At 68.8% G+C, this 19,694-nt stretch carries 12 protein-coding genes and 1 tRNA gene; 10 read left to right on the top strand and 3 right to left on the bottom strand.

Going from position 1 to position 19,694, the window contains the following annotated elements:
- Window positions 1–233: 233 nt before the first annotated feature.
- A tRNA-Arg gene (locus tag AC5Y43_RS13325) sits at window positions 234–307 on the bottom strand.
- A gap of 185 nt (window positions 308–492) precedes the next feature.
- Here AC5Y43_RS13325 and lipQ point away from each other — a divergent pair.
- The 5 genes from lipQ to AC5Y43_RS13300 all read left to right on the top strand — a co-directional run bounded on the left by lipQ (window position 493) and on the right by AC5Y43_RS13300 (window position 9,393).
- A complete protein-coding gene (lipQ, locus tag AC5Y43_RS13320; RefSeq protein WP_499973058.1) occupies window positions 493–1,740 on the top strand; it encodes an esterase LipQ in 1,248 nt (415 codons plus the stop codon).
- Between the two features lie 118 nt (window positions 1,741–1,858).
- A complete protein-coding gene (locus tag AC5Y43_RS13315) occupies window positions 1,859–3,328 on the top strand; it encodes a WS/DGAT/MGAT family O-acyltransferase (RefSeq protein ID WP_499973057.1) in 1,470 nt (489 codons plus the stop codon).
- Window positions 3,325–5,004, top strand: coding sequence for an HAD-IB family hydrolase (locus tag AC5Y43_RS13310; protein WP_499973055.1), 1,680 nt, complete (start codon window positions 3,325–3,327; stop codon window positions 5,002–5,004). The genes AC5Y43_RS13315 and AC5Y43_RS13310 overlap by 4 nt, the downstream gene beginning before the upstream one ends.
- Window positions 5,001–7,361 (top strand): glycerol-3-phosphate 1-O-acyltransferase, encoded by a 2,361-nt coding sequence (locus AC5Y43_RS13305; protein ID WP_499973053.1) that lies wholly within the window; start codon window positions 5,001–5,003, stop codon window positions 7,359–7,361. The genes AC5Y43_RS13310 and AC5Y43_RS13305 overlap by 4 nt, the downstream gene beginning before the upstream one ends.
- A 28-nt stretch (window positions 7,362–7,389) precedes the next feature.
- Window positions 7,390–9,393: a bifunctional copper resistance protein CopD/cytochrome c oxidase assembly protein gene (locus AC5Y43_RS13300; RefSeq protein ID WP_499973051.1), complete on the top strand. Its 2,004-nt coding sequence runs from the start codon at window positions 7,390–7,392 to the stop codon at window positions 9,391–9,393.
- 78 nt (window positions 9,394–9,471) lie between these two features.
- On the opposite strand, the gene AC5Y43_RS13295 is transcribed toward AC5Y43_RS13300, so the two are convergent.
- The gene (locus AC5Y43_RS13295) at window positions 9,472–9,684 is read right to left on the bottom strand and encodes a type II toxin-antitoxin system Phd/YefM family antitoxin (protein WP_499973050.1); all 213 of its coding nucleotides are present in this window, start codon (window positions 9,682–9,684) and stop codon (window positions 9,472–9,474) included.
- A 170-nt stretch (window positions 9,685–9,854) separates the two neighbouring features.
- Between AC5Y43_RS13295 and AC5Y43_RS13290 the strand changes: the two genes are divergently transcribed.
- The 5 genes from AC5Y43_RS13290 (at window position 9,855) to AC5Y43_RS13270 (ending at window position 18,118) form a co-directional block, all read left to right on the top strand.
- Window positions 9,855–10,337: a single-stranded DNA-binding protein gene (locus AC5Y43_RS13290; protein ID WP_499973048.1), complete on the top strand. Its 483-nt coding sequence runs from the start codon at window positions 9,855–9,857 to the stop codon at window positions 10,335–10,337.
- 89 nt (window positions 10,338–10,426) lie between these two features.
- Window positions 10,427–12,103 (top strand): energy-dependent translational throttle protein EttA, encoded by a 1,677-nt coding sequence (gene ettA, locus AC5Y43_RS13285; protein WP_499973046.1) that lies wholly within the window; start codon window positions 10,427–10,429, stop codon window positions 12,101–12,103.
- Window positions 12,104–12,180: 77 nt separating this feature from the next.
- Window positions 12,181–17,046 (top strand): NAD-glutamate dehydrogenase, encoded by a 4,866-nt coding sequence (locus AC5Y43_RS13280; protein ID WP_499973045.1) that lies wholly within the window; start codon window positions 12,181–12,183, stop codon window positions 17,044–17,046.
- Window positions 17,043–17,459, top strand: a complete 417-nt coding sequence (locus tag AC5Y43_RS13275) for an acyl-CoA thioesterase (RefSeq protein ID WP_499973043.1) — start codon at window positions 17,043–17,045, stop codon at window positions 17,457–17,459. The genes AC5Y43_RS13280 and AC5Y43_RS13275 overlap by 4 nt, the downstream gene beginning before the upstream one ends.
- A gap of 2 nt (window positions 17,460–17,461) precedes the next feature.
- Complete coding sequence (locus tag AC5Y43_RS13270) at window positions 17,462–18,118, top strand: DUF8010 domain-containing protein (protein ID WP_499973425.1); 657 nt, start codon at window positions 17,462–17,464, stop codon at window positions 18,116–18,118.
- A gap of 5 nt (window positions 18,119–18,123) precedes the next feature.
- On the opposite strand, the gene AC5Y43_RS13265 is transcribed toward AC5Y43_RS13270, so the two are convergent.
- Window positions 18,124–19,692: a glycoside hydrolase family 13 protein gene (locus tag AC5Y43_RS13265; protein ID WP_499973042.1), complete on the bottom strand. Its 1,569-nt coding sequence runs from the start codon at window positions 19,690–19,692 to the stop codon at window positions 18,124–18,126.
- Window positions 19,693–19,694: the final 2 nt, after the last annotated feature.

Below are 19,694 nucleotides of genomic sequence, written 5' to 3'. Positions count from 1 at the left end.
TGCTCAGTTCTGCGCGTCGACAAGTGCTCACAAGGGTTGGGCGCAAGCAGAATGCGTGAGTCCTGGCCAGTGGGCGGCCGGGAACTAGGGTGACCCATTTCAGTAAGGCGTTCGGGCGCGCGGGTTCTCTCGTTTCCCACGCCATGGACGGCCGCAATGCGCCGGAGTCATAAGCGGTGAATGAACAAAGACCGGCCCGGCGCGTGATTCGTGAAACCGCCTCCTCTGATCAGTGCCCCCGGCACGACTCGAACGTGCGACCTAGGGATTAGAAGGCCCTTGCTCTATCCACCTGAGCTACGGAGGCAATGTGCAGGTCAGTCTATCGAACGACACTCACAGCAAGACTCGCCCGGCGCGACGCGCCCGAAAAGCCTTCCAGCGCCGCGCTTATCGGTTATCGTGTGGCTCTCGACACACGTACAACATCGGTTGGTAAACAACCGTTAACCGCAACGACGCGTGTGCCTACCGTCGAGGGGTGGCGTTGCCATGAGCGTGGCCTTGAACCTGACTTCGCGCTGTTCGCAGGCCGGTGCCCAGGCGCTGCGCATGGCGGCCGACGCCCGCGACACCTACCGCGCCGGCGCGCTGTTGCTGCGCGGCTCGCCGTTCGCGCTCGGCTGGGTCGCCGGCTGGCTCACCACCGAATTTCCCCCGCACGTGCTGACCGGGCACGCGTTGTCCCGCGTATCGCCGCCCGCCATCGGCCGCGTCGGCACCACATGGGCCGCGCAGAAGGCCGACCAGGCCCTCACCGCCGCGCTCGAGGAGGCCTTCGGCGCCGACTTCCGCGACCTGGTGCGCCACCCCGCCTGCGCTCAGACCGGGTGCGCCCCGCGCGGCGGGCTGCTGCGCAGGCCCGGGCCGCACCGCCGCTACGCCGCGCAGACCTCCGACATCTCCTATGGCCCCGGCGGCACCGCGCACCTGCTCGACATCTGGCGACGCCACGACATGACGCCGGGCCGGCGCGCGCCGGTGCTCATCCAGGTGCCCGGCGGAGCGTGGGCCGTCGGCGACAAACGCGTGCAGGCCTACACGCTGATGAGCCGGATGGCCGAACTCGGCTGGATCTGCGTGTCGATCAACTACAGCAAGAGCCCGCGCTGCACGTTCCCCACCCACCTCATCGACGTCAAGCGGGCCATCGCCTGGGTCCGCGAGAACATCGCCGACTACGGCGGCGACCCCGACTTCATCGCGATCACCGGCGGCTCGGCCGGCGGCCACCTGGCGTCGCTGGCCGCGCTCACCCCGAACGACCCGGCGTTCCAGCCCGGCTTCGAAGACGCCGACACCACGGTGCAGGCCGTCGCCCCCTATTACGGCGTGTACGACTTCACCGACTTCGAGAACATGCACGAGCTGATGCTGCCGTTCCTCGAGCAATTCGTCCTCAAGAGCCGTTACGCAGACAACCCCGAGCGGTTCCGGGCCGCGTCACCCGCCGCCTACGCGCACAGCGAGGCCCCGCCGTTCTTCGTGCTGCACGGCGAGAAGGACGAGCTGGTGCCCGCCGGCCAGGCGAGGGCCTTCTGCGCGGCGCTCAAGGACGCCGGGGCGGGCACGGTGGCCTACGCCGAACTCGCCAACGCCCACCACGCGTTCGACATCACGCCGACGGTCCGGTCGCGGTTGGCCGCCGACGCCGTCGCCGACTTCCTGGGCGTCATCTACGGCCGCCGCGCCGACGCCTTGACGGATTCGCTGCCCCTGTCGGCCACTTCGGCCAGCTAAACGCGCGCCTTTCACCGGCGCCGCAACCCGACTAGCGTTGGGTGGGCAATCAGTTTCGCGGGTCCGAAGCAGGAGGCTTGGTCGGCGGTGACAACGTTGGCGCGTCGAGTTCGTGATCATGGCTGAGTCCACCGAGACCATCAATTTGTCCGACGAGCTTGGGCCGGTCGACTACCTGATGCATCGGGGCGAAGCCAACCCCCGGACCCGCTCGGGGATCATGGCGCTGGAACTCCTCGACGCCACCCCGGACTGGGAGCGGTTTCGCACCCGATTCGAAAACGCGTCCCGACGGGTGCGTCGGCTGCGCCAGAAGGTCGTCGTGCCGACGCTGCCGACGGCGGCCCCGCGCTGGGTGGTGGACCCCGACTTCAACCTGGACTTTCACGTGCGCCGGATGCGCGTGTCGGGCTCCGGCACGCTGCGCGAGGTGTTCGACCTCGCCGAGGTGATGCTGCAGTCGCCGATGGACATCTCGCGGCCGCTGTGGACGGCCACCCTCGTCGAGGGTCTGCCCGACGGCAGGGCCGCGATGCTGCTGCACGTGAGCCACGCGGTCACCGACGGCGTCGGCGGCATCGCGATGTTCGCCGAAATCTACGACCTCGAGCGCGACCCACCGCCCAAAGCGACTCCACCGCAACCCATCCCGCAGGACCTCAGCCCCAACGACCTGATGCGCCAAGGCATCAACCGCCTGCCGTTGACCCTCGTCAGCGGCCTCGTGGGCGCGGTGTCCGGAGCGGTGTCGGCGGCCGGGCGGGCGGTACTCGATCCCGTGTCCACGGTCGGCGGAGCCGTCGGCTACGCCATGTCGGGCGTGCGGGTGATGAACCGCGCCGCCGAGCCGTCGCCGCTGCTGCGCCGGCGCAGCCTGGCCACCCGCACCGAAGCGATAGACATCCCGCTCTCCGATCTGCACCGGGCCGCCAAAGCGGGCGGCGGATCGATCAACGACGCGTATCTGGCCGGGCTGTCGGGCGCGCTGCGCCGCTATCACGAGGCCTTCGGCGTGCCCATCAGCACGCTGCCGATGGCGGTGCCGGTGAACCTGCGCGCCGACGCCGACACCGCCGGCGGCAACCGGTTCACCGGCGTCAACCTGGCGGCACCGTTGGGCACCGCCGACCCGGTCGCCCGGATGCGCAAGATCCGCGCCCAGATGACGCAGCGGCGCGACGAGCCCGCGATGAACATCGTCGGCTCGATCGCGCCGGTGCTTTCGGTGTTGCCCACCCCGGTCCTGGAAGGTCTCACCGGCTCGGTGATCGGCTCGGACGTGCAGGCCAGCAATGTCGCGGTCTACCCCGGCGACACCTACATCGCCGGTGCAAAAGTGTTGCGGCAGTACGGGATCGGCCCGTTGCCGGGCGTGGCGATGATGGCGGTGCTGATGTCGCGGGGCGGGTGGTGCACGATCACCGTGCGCTACGACCGGGCCTCGATCCGCAACGAATCGCTGTTCGCCCAGTGCCTGCTGGAAGGTTTCGACGAGATCCTGGCGTTGGCCGGCGACCCGGCGCCGCTCGCGGTGCCGGCATCGTTCACCGAGCCGGCCGTCTCGTCGCGATCGGCGTCGGGCTCATGAGCGCCTCGGAGGAGCGCGGCACGGCAAAGCCGGAGACCGACATGCGGCTGCCCGGATCCGTCGCCGAGATCTTGGCCAGCCCGCCCGGGCCCAAAATCGGCGCGTTCTTCGATCTGGACGGGACGCTGGTCGCCGGCTTCACCGCCGTCATCCTGACCCAGGAACGGCTGCGGCGCCGTGACATGGGGGTGGGGGAGCTGCTCAGCATGGTCCAGGCGGGGTTGAGCCACACCCTGGGACGCATCGAGTTCGAAGACCTCATCGGCAAGGCCGCCGCGGCGCTGACCGGGCGACTGCTGGACGACCTCGAGGAGATCGGCGAGCGGCTGTTCGTCCAGCGCATCGAGTCGCGGATCTACCCCGAAATGCGCGAGCTGGTGCGGGCGCACGTGGCCCGCGGCCACACCGTGGTGCTCAGCTCGTCGGCGTTGACTATCCAGGTCAACCCGGTGGCCCGGTTCCTGGGGATCTCCAACATGCTGACCAACAAGTTCGAGACCAACGACGACGGGATGCTCACCGGCGGCGTGCAGAAGCCGATCCTGTGGGGGCCGGGCAAAGCCGCTGCGGTGCAAGGGTTTGCCGCCGAGCACGGCATCGACCTCAAGGACAGCTACTTCTACGCCGACGGCGACGAGGACGTCGCGCTGATGTACCTGGTCGGCAACCCCCGGCCCACCAACCCCGAGGGGAAGATGGCCGCCGTGGCCAAGCGCCGGGGCTGGCCGATCCTGCGCTTCGACAGCCGGGGCCGAGTCGGGCTGCGCCGGCAGATCCGAACGCTCGCCGGGTTCGGTTCGCTGTTCCCGGTCGCGGCCGGCGCGGTGGGGATTGGTGTGCTGACCCGCAGCCGGCGGCGCGGCGTCAACTTCTTCACCTCCACCTTCTCCCAGTCGTTGTTGGCGATCGCCGGCGTGCAGCTCAACGTCATCGGCGCGGAGAACCTGACCGCGCAGCGTCCCGCGGTCTTTATCTTCAACCACCGCAACCAGGTTGACCCGGTCATCACCGGTGCGCTGGTGCGCGACAACTGGACGGCGGTGGGCAAGAAGGAGTTGTCCAAAGACCCGATCATGGGCACGATCGGCAAGGCGATGGACGCCGCGTTCATCGACCGCGACGATCCGGTCGCCGCCGTGGAGTCGCTGCACCAGGTCGAAGAGCTCGCCCGCAAAGGGCTGTCGATCGTGATCGCGCCCGAGGGCACCCGGACGGACACCACCGAGGTCGGGCCGTTCAAGAAGGGCGCCTTCCGCATCGCGATGGCGGTGGGGATCCCGATCGTGCCGATCGTGATTCGCAACGCCGAGCTGGTCGCCGCCCGAAATTCGTCCACCATCAATCCGGGAACGGTCGACGTCGCGGTGTTTCCGCCAATCCCGGTGCAGGACTGGACGATCGAGACGCTGCCCGAGCGCATCGCCGAGATCCGCCAGCTGTACCTGGACACGCTGGCCAACTGGCCTGTCGGCGAGCTGCCCGAGGTCGGCGTGTACGCGGAAAAGAAAGCGGCCAAAAAGGCACCGGCAGCCAAGGCCCCCGCCAAGAAGGCGGCCGCGAAGAAGACCCCCGCGAAGAAAGCCGCCCCCAAAAAGGCGGCCAAGAAAGCGGCGGCAAAGAAGGCGGCTCCGAGGAAGGCCGCGAAGAAGGCGCAACAGCCCAGAGGGCGGCCGTGACCAACCCGGCCGCGGACGTCAGTGCAGTCCTCGCCGCGCAAGACGCGCTGATATTGGCGTCGATGACCTCACCCGTCGAGCGGGAGCTGGTCATGGCCTGGGTGGGCCAGCAGCGAACCGGCAACTCGGGGGCGACGTTCGAGGTGTTGACGCTGCCGGAGCGCAACGCGCCGGCAGCGGCGCTGACCGCGCTGGCCGAGCAGCTCGAGTCCGAAGCTCAAGACGACCGTTCGGTCGTGCCCGTGCGGGTGTTCTGGCTGCCGCCGGCCAACCGGGGCCGGGCCGCCAAGCTGGCGGGGCTGATCCCCGGGCGGGATCCCTACCACCCCAACCCGCGTCGGCAGCGGCAGATCGTGTGCAGCGATCCGCAGCGCGCGCGGGTGGTGGCCGGCGAGCCGGCCAAGGTCTCCGAACTGCGCCAGCAGTGGCGCGACACCACCGTCGGCGAGGACAAGCGCGACTTCGCGCAGTTCGTCACCCGCCGCGCGATCCTGGCGATGGAGCGGGCCGAATACCGGATGCTCGGCCCGCAGTACAAGTCGCCGCGGCTGGTGAAGCCGGAGATCTTGGCCTCCACGCGTTTTCGCGCGGGCCTGGCAAAGATCCCGGGCGCCACCGTCGAGGAAGCGGCGAAGATGCTCGACGAACTCGCCACCGGGTGGAGCCGGGTGTCCGTCGACCTGGTCGGCGTTCTCGGCCGGGCGCTCAGCCGCGGTTTCGACCCGGACATCGACTACGACGAGTATCAGGTCGCGGCGATGCGGACCGCGCTGGAGGCGCACCCGGCGGTGCTGCTGTTCTCGCACCGGTCGTATATCGACGGCGCGGTCGTGCCGGTGGCGATGCAGGAGAACCGGCTGCCGCCGGTGCACGTGTTCGCCGGCATCAACCTCTCGTTCGGGGTGATGGGCCCGCTGTTGCGCCGTTCCGGCACCATCTTCATCCGCCGCAACATCGGCGGCGACCCGCTCTACAAGTACGTCCTGCGCGAATACGTCGGCTATATCGTCGAGAAGCGGTTCAATTTGAGCTGGTCCATCGAGGGCACCCGCTCGCGCACCGGCAAAATGCTGCCGCCCAAGCTGGGTCTGCTGTCCTATGTGGCCGACGCCTACCTGGACGGCCGCAGCGAGGACATCCTGCTGCAGCCGGTGTCGATCAGCTTCGATCAGTTGCACGAGACCGCCGAGTACGCCGCCTATGCCCGCGGCGGCGAGAAGACCCCGGAGGGCATCGGCTGGCTGTACAACTTCATCAGGGCGCAGGGCGAACGCAACTACGGCAAGATTTATGTGCGATTCCCCGAGTCCGTGTCGATGCGCCAGTACCTCGGCCCACCGCACAGCCCGCTGGAGCAGGACCAGGACGCCAAACGCCTTGCACTGCAAAAGATGTCGTTCGAGGTCGCGTGGCGGATTTTGCAGGCGACACCGGTGACGGCGACGGGGTTGGTGTCGGCGTTGCTGTTGACCACCCGCGGTGCGGCGCTGACACTCGATCAGCTGCACCACACCCTGCAGGACTCGGTGGACTACCTCGAGCGCAAACAAACCCCCATGTCGACGAGCGCGTTGCGGCTGCGCACGCGCGACGGCGTGCGCGCGGCCGTCGACACGCTGTCCAACGGACATCCGATCACCCGAGTCGATGGCGGCCGGGAGCCGGTGTGGCGGATCGGGCCCAACGAGCAACACGCGGCGGCGTTCTACCGGAACTCGGTGATCCATGCCTTCCTGGAAACCTCGATCGTCGAACTCGCACTGGCCTACGCCAGGCGCGCGAAAGGCGATCGCATGGAGGCCTTTTGGGCCCAGGCGATGCGGCTGCGGGACCTGCTGAAATTCGATTTCTACTTCGCCGACTCGGCGGCCTTTCGCGACAACATCGCGGAAGAGATGGCCTGGCACGACGATTGGGAAGCCCACGTCGCCGCCGGGGGCGACGAGATCGACGCGATGCTGTTCGGAAAGCGTCCGTTGATGGCCGAAGCGATGCTGCGGGTGTTCTTCGAGGCCTACGAGATCGTCGCCGACGTGTTGCGCGACGCACCCGCCGACGTCGGGCAGAAGGAGCTGACGGAGTTGGCGCTGGGTGTCGGCCGCCAATACGTGGCGCAGACCCGGGTCCGCAGCAGCGAATCGGTGTCGACCCTGCTGTTCGCGACCGCCTACCAGGTGGCCGTCGACCAGGATCTGGTCACACCCGCCGCCGACCTCGCCGAAAGGCGGGAAGCGTTCCGCCGGGAATTGGGCGATGTCCTTCGAGACTTCGATTACGTCGGGCGGATCGCGCGCGATCAGTTCGTCGCCCGCGAGACCGAGGCGCGTCGGGGCCGTCTGGACAGCCGAACTCGGTAGTCGACGGGCCCGCCAATACGCTGGATGCATGACGGTTGCCCAGCCGGTGCGCGCGCGCCGCGCGGTGGTGTGGCCGCTGCTGATCGGCGTCGCGGCGCTGGCGGGTGGCACGGCCGCGGGTATCGGCGCGCTGTCGCTGGCCGGGGCCCTGACCGCCACCGGCCTGCCCGATCCCGGACCGGCGACCACGCTGGGGCTGCCGTTCGTCCGGGCGGCGGGGGAGATCGCCGCGGTGCTGGCCGTGGGGTCGTTCCTGTTCGCCGCGTTCCTGGTGCCGCCGCAGGGCAGCGGCGTCCTCGACGCGCCCGGCTACCGCGCGCTGCGCGTCGGGACGGTGGCGTCGGGCGCCTGGGCGGTGTGTGCCGCACTGCTGGTCCCGCTGACCATTTCCGACGTGTCCGGTCAGCCGGTGATCAACCACCTCAACCCGGTCACGCTGTGGTCGTTGGCCGGGCTGATCAACACCGCCTCGGCCTGGCGCTGGACCGCGATCCTGGCCGCGGTGCTCACGCTGGCGAGCGCCGCGGTGCTGCGTTGGTCGTGGACGCCGCTGCTGCTGGTCGGGTCGTTGGTCACGCTGATCCCGCTCGGGCTGACCGGCCATTCGTCGGCCGGCGGGTCACACGATCTGGCTACCAACAGCCTGCTGATCCATCTGGTCGCGGCCGGCGTGTGGGCCGGAGGCCTGCTCGCCCTGCTTGCCCACGCGCTGCGCAACGGTGACCACACCGCGCTGGCGGCCCGCCGCTTCTCGTCGGTGGCGCTGTGGTGCTGGGTGGCGATGGCGTTCAGCGGGGTGGTCAACGCGTTGGTGCGCGTCCTGCCGTCGGACCTGCTGACCACCGCCTACGGCCGGCTGGTCGTCGCGAAATTCATCGCGTTGTGCTTGTTGGGCTTTCTCGGCTGGCGTCAGCGGCGCTCCGGAGTGGCTGCGCTGCAAGCGAATCCGGATAGCTCTCGCATGGCGTTGCTCCGGCTGGCGCTGATCGAGGCCGCGGTGTTCGGTCTCACCTTCGGCATCGCCGTCGGGCTGGGCCGCACCGCGCCACCACCGCCCCCGGCGCGGCTGCCCACGATCGCCGAGGCCGAGATCGGCTACGACTTCGACGGCCCGCCCACCGTGGCCCGCATCCTGTTCGACTGGCGTTTCGACCTGATCTTCGGCACCGCCGCTATCGTCCTCGCCGGGCTGTACGTGGCGGCCGTGCTCCGGCTGCGCCGCCGCGGCGATGGCTGGCCGCCGGGACGGACCGTGAGCTGGCTGCTGGGCTGCCTGACGATGCTGTTCGTGACGTCCTCGGGGGTCGGGCGGTACATGCCGGCGATGTTCAGCATGCACATGGTCGCCCACATGGGGCTGTCGATGCTGGTGCCGATCCTGCTGGTGCTGGGCGCCCCGGTCACCCTGGCGTTGCGGGCGTTGCCCGCCGCGGGCCGCGACGATCCGCCCGGCCTGCGGGAATGGCTGTTGGCCGCGCTGCACAGTCACCTGTCGCGGTTCCTGACCAACCCGGTGGTCGCGACCGTGCTGTTCGTCGCCGGTTTCTACGGGCTGTATCTCTCCGACCTCTTCGACACCACGGTGAGCAGCCACGCCGGGCACCTGGCGATGAACATTCACTTTCTGCTGAGCGGCTACCTGTTCTATTGGGTGGTCATCGGGGTGGATCCCACCCCGCGGCCGATCCCGCCGCTGGCCAAGGTGGCCGTGGTGTTCGCGTCGCTGCCGCTGCACGCGTTCTTCGGGGTGGTGCTGATGGGCACCAAAACCGTGCTGGGCGCCGACTTCTACCGCTCGCTCGGTCTGAGCTGGCACACCGACCTGATGGGCGACCAGCATCTGGGCGGCGGGATCGCCTGGGCGGCCGGGGAGGTGCCGCTGGTGATCGTGATGCTCGCGCTGCTGGTGCAGTGGGCGCGCAGCGATCGGCGCACCGCCCGGCGGCTGGACCGCGCGGCCGAACGCGACGACGATGCCGAGCTGGCCGCCTACAACGCGATGCTGGCCGAGCTGGCGCGGCGCGAGCCCTGATTTGCGTTCACTCTGCGTCTATGGCGGAAAAGTGCGAGTAAGGTCCGCCCTCACCGCAGAGTCAAATGCCCCGGGGAGTTAGTCCAGGGCGTCAGCGGCGTCTAGGAGCCGGCGTGCGTTCGCGCGGGAGCGGAACAGGTACGCCGTCTCCTGCCACGCCTCCCAGTCATCGGCGGATATCAGCACCGCGCGACCTGCTTCCGACGCGATTTCGACCGACGTCCGATCGGCGTTCACCTTCTTGATGAGACGAACCAGGTTCTTGCGCGCCTCGCTCCCCGTGATCGCCACCAGAACCTCCTTGCTCCACAGTCATGCTTCTCTCCACAAGTGCAGTCGAACGGGACCCGTTCTGGGCCCGGATCGCGCGATCGCGTCGGTATTGCCCGGCTGAATGGCAGCCGGATAGGGCGGTGACCCGGTCACCAGCCAGAGAAACGCAACAGAGAAGGGATCAAACCATGTTCGAAACACCGCTTACCGTCGTCGGCCACATCGTCAACAACCCGGAACGCCGCCAGGTCGGCACCCAGGAGGTCATGAAGTTCCGCGTCGCGAGCAATTCGCGCCGGCGGACCGCCGACGGCGGCTGGGAGCCGGGCAACTCGCTGTTCATCAACGTCAACTGCTGGGGCAGGTTGGTCACCGGAGTCGGTGCCGCCCTGGGCAAGGGCGCCCCGGTGATCGTGGTCGGCCACGTCTACACCAGCGAGTACGAGGACCGCGACGGCAACCGCCGCTCGTCGCTGGAGATGCGGGCGACCTCGGTCGGGCCGGACGTATCGCGCGCGATCGTCCGGATCGAGAAGCCCGGCTACACCGGCCCCGACACCGACCAGAGCCCCGCCGCCGCGCCGGTGGGCGCCGAGGAGGCCACCGCGGCCACCGAGGACGCCTCGACGGAGACCGACACCGAACCCGCGGGGCTGCCGCTGTCGGCTTAGCTGCGGGAAAGGGGCCGCCGCACGGTGCCTAGGATGGTCCGGGGGAAACCCCCGATAACTCCGTAAGACCAGAAAGGCACAACCGCGGCATGGCTGAGTTCATCTACACGATGAAGAAGGTCCGCAAGGCGCACGGCGACAAGGTCATCCTGGACGACGTCACGTTGAGCTTCTTCCCGGGCGCCAAGATCGGCGTCGTGGGCCCCAACGGCGCCGGCAAGTCGAGCGTCTTGCGGATCATGGCCGGCCTGGACAAGCCCAACAACGGTGACGCCTTCCTGGCCACCGACGCCAGCGTCGGCATCCTGCAGCAGGAGCCGCCGCTGAACGAGGACAAGACCGTCCGCGGCAACGTCGAGGAGGGGCTGGGCGAGATCAAGGTCAAGCTCGACCGCTTCAACGAGGTCGCCGAGCTGATGGCCACCGACTACTCCGACGAGCTGATGGAGGAGATGGGCCGGCTGCAAGAGGACTTGGACCACGCCGACGCGTGGGACCTGGACTCGCAACTCGAGCAGGCGATGGACGCGCTGCGCTGCCCGCCGCCGGACGAACCGGTGACCACCCTGTCCGGCGGCGAGCGCCGCCGCGTGGCCCTGTGCAAGCTGCTGCTGTCCAAGCCGGATCTGCTGCTGCTCGACGAGCCGACCAACCACCTCGACGCCGAAAGCGTGCAATGGCTCGAGCAGCACCTGGCCGCCTACCCGGGAGCCATCCTGGCGGTGACCCACGACCGCTACTTCCTCGACAACGTCGCCGAGTGGATCCTCGAGCTCGACCGCGGCCGGGCCTATCCCTACGAGGGCAACTACTCGACCTATCTGGAGAAGAAGGCCGAGCGCTTGGCGGTGCAGGGCCGTAAGGACGCCAAGCTGCAGAAGCGGTTGACCGAGGAGCTGGCCTGGGTCCGCTCCGGGGCCAAGGCGCGCCAGGCCAAGAGCAAGGCCCGCCTGCAGCGCTACGAGGAGATGGCCGCCGAGGCCGAGAAGACACGCAAGCTTGACTTCGAGGAGATCCAGATCCCGGTCGGGCCGCGGCTGGGCAACGTCGTCGTCGAGGTGGAGCACCTCGACAAGGGCTACGACGGGCGCACGCTGATCAAGGACCTGTCGTTCTCGTTGCCGCGCAACGGAATTGTCGGGGTCATCGGCCCCAACGGAGTGGGCAAGACCACGCTGTTCAAGACCATCGTCGGCCTCGAGCAACCCGACAGCGGCACCGTCAAGGTCGGCGAGACCGTCAAGCTGAGCTACGTCGACCAGGCCCGCGCCGGCATCGACCCCAAGAAGACGGTCTGGGAAGTGGTTTCAGACGGGCTGGATCACATCGTCGTCGGCCAGAGCGAGGTGCCGTCGCGGGCCTACGTGTCGGCGTTCGGCTTCAAGGGTCCCGATCAGCAGAAGCCTGCCGGTGTGCTGTCCGGCGGTGAACGCAACCGGCTGAACCTGGCGCTGACGCTCAAGCAGGGCGGCAACCTGATCCTGCTCGACGAGCCCACCAACGACCTGGACGTCGAGACCCTCAGCTCGCTGGAGAACGCGCTGGAAAAGTTCCCCGGTTGCGCGGTGGTGATCTCGCACGACCGGTGGTTCCTCGACCGCACGTGCACGCACATCCTCGCGTGGGAGGGCGACCAGGACAACGAGGCCAAGTGGTTCTGGTTCGAGGGCAACTTCGGGGCCTACGAGGAGAACAAAGTCGAACGGCTCGGCGAGGAAGCCGCCAGGCCGCACCGAGTGACCCACCGCAAGCTGACGCGCGACTAGTGTCGGGTTAGCCAAGCCCGCGGGCGGGCGAGGCGATCGGCGCAACTGGCAACCGTCGCGAGTTGGGAGCAATCGGCATGGCGATCGATCCCGGTGCAAAGCCAGATTCCAAGCCGGATTTCCAGCCAGACTTCAAGGCGTGGACGACGTTCACCACCACAGACGACATTCCCGGCTGGATCGCGAACGCCTACGTCGAGAGCTATCGCGGCCCCCGCGCTGACGAGCCCGGCGCCACCAAAACCGGCGGCGCCGACCCCGCGGACATGGTGACCCCCGCCATGCTGCGCGCGCACTATCGGCTCGGCGAACGCCGCCCGGAATGCCGAAGCTGTGTCTGCGTCCACCCGGCCGACGACCCCGACGGCTTCGGGCCCGCGTTGCAGGTCGTCACCGACCACGGCGGCATGCTGCTGGACTCCGTCACCGTGCTGCTGCATCGGCTCGGCGTCGGCTACGCCGGCGTCATGACCCCGGTGTTCGACGTGCAGCGCAACGCCGACGGCGACCTGCTCGGCATCGCGCCGAGGGCGCCGGGAACGTCGCAATACGACGGCGAGGCATGGATCTACGTCCCGCTGTCCCCGTCCGTCGACAGCAAGACCCTCGCCGAGGTCGAACGGCTGCTGCCCAAGGTGCTCGCCGACGTCGAGCAGGTCGGCACCGACGCGGCCGAGATGATCGCCACGCTGAGCGATCTGGCCGACGCCGTGCAAGACAACACCGACGGCCACTTTTCGGCGCCCGACCGCGAGGACGTCGCCGAGCTGCTGCGCTGGCTGGGCAATGGCAACTTCCTGCTGCTGGGCTACCACCGTTGCCGGGTGCACGACAACCTGGTGTCCGGCGAAGCGGCAACCAGCCTCGGCGTGCTGCGCACGCGCACCGGTTCGCGCCCGCGGTTGACCGACGACGACCATTTGCTGGTCCTGGCGCAGTCCGTGGTCGGCAGCTACCTGCGCTACGGCGCCTACCCGTACGTGATCGCGGTCCGCGACTACAGCGGCGACGAGATCTTCGAGCACCGCTTCGTCGGGCTGTTCACCGTCGCCGCCATGAACGCCGACGTCCTGGACATCCCGATGATCTCGCGGCGGGTCCGCGAAGTGCTCGCGATGGCCGACAGCGACCCCATCCACCCTGGCCAGCTGCTGCTCGACGTCATCCAAACCGTCCCGCGCTCCGAGCTATTCACGCTGAGCGCCGAGCGGCTCCTGACGCTGGCCAAAGCGGTGGTGGACCTGGGATCCCAGCGGCGCGCGCTGCTGTTCCTGCGCGCCGACCGGCTCCAGTACTTCGTCTCGTGCCTGGTCTACGTTCCCCGTGACCGCTACACGACCGCGGTGCGCCTGCAGATCGAGGACATCCTGGTTCGCGAATTCGGCGGGACGCGACTGGAATTCACCGCCCGGGTCAGCGAATCACCTTGGGCGCTCATGCATTTCATGGTGCGGCTGCCGCGGGAGGAGGGCGCCGTCCCCGCCGCCGCGCCGGTCGACACGTCGGAATCCAACCGGATCCGCATCCAGGGGTTGCTGAGCGAGGCCGCGCGAACGTGGGGGGATCGCCTGATCGCGGCGACCGCGGCGGGCACCCCGGCACACGCCGACTCCGAGCACTACGCGTCGGCGTTCAACGAGGTCTACAAGCAGGCCGTCACCCCCGCCGACGCCATCGAGCACATCGCCATCATCAACGAACTGTCCGAGGGCTCGGTCAAGTTGGTGTTCTCCGATCGCGGCGAGGACGGGGCCGCCCAGCTGACCTGGTTCTTGGGCGGTCACGCCGCCTCGTTGAGCCAACTGCTGCCGATGCTGCAGAGCATGGGTGTCGTCGTGCTCGAGGAGCGGCCATTCACCGTCGCCCGCCCGGACGGGATGCCGGTGTGGATCTACCAGTTCAAGATCCAGCCACACCCCACGATCCCGTTCGCGACGACGGCGGCCGAACGCGACTCCACCGCAGAGCGATTCGCCGACGCGGTGACCGCAATCTGGCAGGGCCGCGTCGAGATCGACCGGTTCAACGAGCTCGTCATGCGCGCGCGGCTGACCTGGCAGCAGGTCGTGCTCCTGCGCGCCTACGCGAAATACCTCCGGCAGGCCGGGTTTCCGTACAGCCAGTCCCACATCGAATCGGTGCTCAACGAGCATCCCTCGACCGTGCGGTCCCTGGTCACCTTGTTCGAAGCGCTGTTCGATCCCGGGGCCGGGTCGCCGACGGGCCGCGACGCGCAAGCGGCCGCCGCCGCGGTCGCCGCGGACATCGACGCCCTGGTGAGCCTGGACACCGACCGCATCCTGCGCGCGTTCGCGTCGCTGGTCCAGGCCACGCTGCGGACCAATTACTTTGTGGCACGCGAGGGCTCGGCCCGGGCCCGGGATGCGTTGGCGCTCAAGCTGGATGCGCAGCTGATCGACGAGCTCCCGCTGCCGCGCCCCAAGTTCGAGATCTTCGTCTACTCGCCCCGCGTCGAGGGCGTGCACCTGCGGTTCGGCCCGGTGGCGCGCGGCGGTCTGCGCTGGTCGGACCGCCGAGACGATTTCCGCACCGAAATCCTCGGCCTGGTCAAGGCGCAGGCGGTCAAGAACGCCGTCATCGTGCCCGTCGGCGCCAAGGGCGGATTCGTCGTCAAGCGGCCGCCGCTGCCGACCGGCGAGGCCGCCGCCGACCGCGACGCCAGCCGCGCCGAGGGCGTCGCCTGCTATCAGCTGTTCATCTCGGGGTTGCTCGACGTCACCGACAACGTCGACCACGCAACGGGAAAGGTGAGCCCCCCGCCCGGGGTGGTCCGGCGCGACGGCGACGACGCCTACCTGGTGGTGGCCGCCGACAAGGGCACCGCCACCTTCTCCGACATCGCCAACGACGTCGCCAAGTCCTACGGGTTCTGGCTGGGTGACGCCTTCGCGTCCGGCGGGTCGGTGGGCTACGACCACAAGGCCATGGGCATCACCGCCAAGGGCGCTTGGGAGGCCGTCAAGCGGCACTTCCGGGAAATGGGTGTGGACACCCAGTCCGAGGACTTCACCGTCGTCGGCATCGGCGACATGAGCGGCGACGTGTTCGGCAACGGCATGCTGCTCTCCAAGCACATCAGGCTGCTGGCCGCTTTCGATCACCGGCACATCTTCCTCGACCCCGATCCCGACGCCGCGGCCTCGTGGGAGGAACGCCGGCGCATGTTCGAGCTGCCGCGGTCGAGCTGGGACGACTATGACGACTCGTTGATCAGCGAGGGCGGCGGGATCTACAGCCGCGAGCACAAGGCCATCCCGGTCAGCCCGCAGGTGCGCGAGGCCCTCGGCGTCGCCGGCGACGTGAACGAGATGTCCCCGCCCGAGCTGATCAAGGCCATCCTGCAGGCGCCCGTCGACCTGTTGTTCAACGGCGGCATCGGCACCTACATCAAGGCGGAATCGGAGTCCGACGCCGACGTGGGCGACCGCGCCAACGATCCGGTGCGCGTCAACGGAAACCAGGTGCGCGCCAAGGTGATCGGCGAGGGCGGCAACCTCGGGGTGACGGCGCTGGGCCGCGTCGAGTTCGACCTGTCGGGCGGTCGGATCAACACCGACGCGATGGACAACTCCGCCGGCGTGGACTGCTCCGACCACGAGGTGAACATCAAGATCCTGATCGACTCGCTGGTGACCGCGGGCAAGGTCAAGGCCGAGGAGCGTAAAGACCTGCTGGAGTCGATGACCGACGAGGTCGCGCAACTGGTGCTCACCGACAACGAGGACCAAAACGACCTGATCGGCACCAGCCGCGCCAACGCGGCCAGCCTGCTGCCGGTGCACGCGATGCAAATCAAGTACCTCGAAAGCCGTGGCCTGAACCGGGAATTGGAGGCGCTGCCGTCGGAGAAGGAGATTCAGCGGCGCACCGACGCCGGGATGGGGCTGACGTCTCCGGAGCTGTGCACGTTGATGGCGCACGTCAAGCTGACCCTCAAAGAGGACATGCTGACCACCGAGCTGCCGGAGCAGGACGTGTTCGCATCCCGCTTGCCGCAATACTTTCCGGCGCCGCTGCGCGAGCGGTTCACCCCGGAGATCCGCGCGCATCAGCTGCGCCGGGAGATCGTCACCACCATGCTGATCAACGACCTGGTGGACGCCGCGGGCATCAGCTACGCGTTCCGGATCACCGAGGACGTCGGTGTCGGGCCGATCGATGCGGTGCGCACCTACGTCGCCACCGACGCCATCTTCGGCGTGAGCCAGATCTGGCGGCGCATCCGCGCCGCGGACATGCCCGTCGCGCTGTCCGACCGACTCACCCTGGACACCCGCCGGCTGATCGACCGCGCCGGGCGCTGGCTGCTCAACTACCGCCCCCAGCCGCTGGCCGTCGGCGCCGAAATCAACCGCTTCGCCGCGAAGGTCAGGGAGCTGACACCGCGGATGTCGGAGTGGCTGCGCGGCGACGACAAAGCCATCGTGGAAAAGGAAGCCGCGGAATTCGCGTCGCAGGGCGCGCCGAAGGACATCGCCTACATGATCGCCGCCGGGCTGTACCGCTACAGCCTGCTGGACATCATCGACGTCGCCGACATCACCGAAATCGACACCGCCGAAGTGGCGGACACCTACTTCGCTTTGATGGACCGGCTGGGCACCGACGGCCTGCTGACCGCGGTCTCCGAGCTGCCGCGACACGACCGTTGGCAGTCATTGGCGCGCTTGGCGATTCGCGACGACATCTATGCCTCGCTGCGGTCGCTGTGCTTCGACGTGCTCGCCGTGGGTGAACCCGACGAAAGCGGCGAAGAGAAGATCGGCGAGTGGGAACACATCAGCGCATCCCGGGTCGAGCGGGCGCGCCGGACGCTCACCGAGATACAGGAAAGCGGCGCAACGGATCTCGCGACGCTGTCGGTGGCCGCGCGGCAGATCCGGCGCATGACACGCACCAGCGGAAGAGGATCGTCGAGTTGAACATCGGATACGTCGCGCCGGTGCCGGTGCGCTGGTCGGACATCGACATGTACCAGCACGTCAACCACGCCACCATGGTCACGATCCTCGAAGAGGCGCGGGTGCAGTTCCTCACCGAACCGTTCCAGGCCGACATCACCACCATCGGGCTGCTGATCGCCGACGTGCGGGTCACCTACAAGGATCAGCTGCGACTGACCGATTCGCCGCTGCAGGTGACCATGTGGACCAAACAACTGCGCACCGTCGACTTCACCCTGGGATACGAGGTGCGATCGGTCAACGCCGATCCGGGGTCGAGGGCCGCCGTCATCGCCGAGACGCAGCTGGCCGCGGTCCACATCGAGGAGCAGCGGCTGGTCCGCCTGTCACCACACCATCAGGAGTATCTGCAACGGTGGATCCGGGACTAGACATCACGGCAGAGCGCGGGCTGTGGCTGCCCGACGCCGCGCACCGCAGGGACCTGGCCGCGTTCGTCGATCACGCGATGCGGCTGGACGATGCCGCGGTCATCCGGCTGCGTGCGCGCTCCGCGGGGCTGCTGAGCGCCTGGGTGGCAACAGGTTTCGACGTGCTGGCCAGTCGGGTGGTGGCCGGCACGGTGCGGCCCGACGACCTGACGGTGGCCGCCGATGCGCTGGCGCGCGGCCTGCCCACCGCCGACGCCTCGGGCTACGTCGAGCCGGGCTTCGCGATGGACTCCACGTGGCAGGCGGTGCTGCCGCCGGAAGCCGGCTTCGCCCACCTCGACGACGTGCCCGCCCGGGTGATCCTGGATCTGGCGCAGCAGGGTGGGCGACTCGCCAAGGAGCACGGCAGCGCGCACGGCCCGCCGGCCTCGCTGCTCGACCAGGAGGTAATCCGGGTCAGCGCGGGAGACGTGAGCGTCGGGCTGCCCATGCGCTGCGTGTTCGCCTTGACCGCAATGGGTTTCCTGCCGCAGTCACCGGACGCGATCGCCGCCGGTGAGGCGGTCCGGGTCCGGATCCTGCCGTCCTGGCTGCGGATCGACGCCAGGTTCGGCTCGGTGTATCGCCGCCGCGGCCACGCCGCGCTCGTGCTGAGCTGACGCGCTCAGACCAGCCAGGCCGCCGCGTCCGGCGGCAGCTTGCCGTCGACCAATGGCGCGCTGGCCAGGATCAGGTCCCCCGGCGGCAACGTCATCGGGCGGCGGCCGGCGTTGAGCGCGCACACCAGCCCCCCGCCGCCGCGCCGGAACATGACCGCGCCGCGGGGCGCCTTCCGCCACTCGATGTCGGTCCCCGCGAATTCGGCGCGCTCCCTGCGGATTTCGAGTGCCCGCCGGAAAAAGGACAAGGTGGAGGAGGGGTCGTCGCGCTGCGTCTTTACGGTCAGCGCGGCCCAGTCCGTGGGCATCGGCAACCAGGTGTCCGCGCTGCTGGAGAACCCGAACGGGGGAGCCTCGCCCGACCACGGGATCGGGACCCGGCACCGGTCGCGGCCGCGCTCGGTGTGTCCGGACCGTTCCCACGTCGGGTCCTGCAGCACCTCCTCGGGCAGGTCCACGTCGGGCAGGCCCAACTCCTCGCCGTTGTAGATGAACACCGCGCCCGGCAGGGCCAGCATCAGCAGAAACATGGCCCGCGCCCGGCGCAGCCCGAGCTCCCCGCCGCCGTAGCGGCTGACCTCGCGGCCCACGTCGTGGTTGGACAGCGTCCAGGTCGGGGTGGCGTTCTCGATGGCGGTGGCGGCCAGCGAATTGGTGATCGCGTCGCGGATTTCGCTTGCGTCGAAGTCGATTTGGGCGAGGCGAAAGTTGAAGCCGAGGTGCAGTTCGTCGGGCCGCAGGTACTCCGCCCAGCGGGCGTTGTCGGTGACCCACACCTCACCGATGGTCACCGCCGAGGGGTAGTCGTCGATCACCGCGCGGATGCCGCGATGGATCTCGTGCACGCTCGGGTGATTGAACCGCGGGTCGTCATCGGTGTGGCGCAGGATCTTGGCCAGGCCCTCCGGCGCGTCCGGCAGGTCGGCCGGCTTGGCCATCCCGTGCGCCACGTCGATGCGGAAGCCGTCCGCGCCGCGTTCCAGCCAGAACCGCAGCGTCTTCTCGAAATCGTCGAAGACGTCCGGGTGCTCCCAGTTCAGATCGGGTTGCTCGGCATCGAACAGGTGCAGGTACCACTGGCCGGGATTGCCGTCGGGTTCGACCACCCGGGTCCACGCCGGCCCGCCGAACACCGACAGCCAATTGTTCGGCGGCCGCTCCCCGGCGGGGCCGCGGCCGTCGCGGAAGTAGTAGCGGCCCCGCGCGTCGCTGCCCGGCCCGGCGGCCAGCGCCGCCACGAACCAGGGGTGCTGCGAGCTGGTGTGGTTGGGCACCACGTCCATCGTGACCCTGATGCCCCGCCGGTGTGCCTCGTCGACAAGCCGCTCGAACGCGGCCAGTCCGCCGAAGAGTGGGTCGATGTCGCGGGGATCGGCGACGTCGTAGCCGTGGTCGGCCATGGGCGAGACGGTGACCGGGTTGAGCCAGATGGCGTCGACGCCCAGATGTTGCAGGTGATCCAGCCGGGCCGTCAGCCCGTCCAGGTCACCGACCCCGTCGCCGTCGCTGTCGGCGAACGAGCGCGGATACACCTGGTAGAAGATCGCGCTCGTCCACCAGGGCTCGGAACTCATGC

Source organism: Mycobacterium sp. NGS57 (assembly GCF_059812405.1).
Note: the sequence above shows the minus strand (reverse complement) of the source record. Positions and strands in the feature narration are given on the sequence as shown.

Bases quoted from the DNA above. Each gene is read 5' to 3' on its own strand.
- AC5Y43_RS13290 (WP_499973048.1), top strand. From the start codon at position 9,855: ATGTTCGAAACACCGCTTACCGTCGTCGGCCACATCGTCAACAACCCG.
- AC5Y43_RS13280 (WP_499973045.1), top strand. From the start codon at position 12,181: ATGGCGATCGATCCCGGTGCAAAGCCAGATTCCAAGCCGGATTTCCAG.
- AC5Y43_RS13315 (WP_499973057.1), top strand. From the start codon at position 1,859: ATGGCTGAGTCCACCGAGACCATCAATTTGTCCGACGAGCTTGGGCCG.
- AC5Y43_RS13265 (WP_499973042.1), bottom strand. From the start codon at position 19,692: ATGAGTTCCGAGCCCTGGTGGACGAGCGCGATCTTCTACCAGGTGTAT.
- ettA (WP_499973046.1), top strand. From the start codon at position 10,427: ATGGCTGAGTTCATCTACACGATGAAGAAGGTCCGCAAGGCGCACGGC.
- AC5Y43_RS13300 (WP_499973051.1), top strand. From the start codon at position 7,390: ATGACGGTTGCCCAGCCGGTGCGCGCGCGCCGCGCGGTGGTGTGGCCG.
- AC5Y43_RS13310 (WP_499973055.1), top strand. From the start codon at position 3,325: ATGAGCGCCTCGGAGGAGCGCGGCACGGCAAAGCCGGAGACCGACATG.
- lipQ (WP_499973058.1), top strand. From the start codon at position 493: ATGAGCGTGGCCTTGAACCTGACTTCGCGCTGTTCGCAGGCCGGTGCC.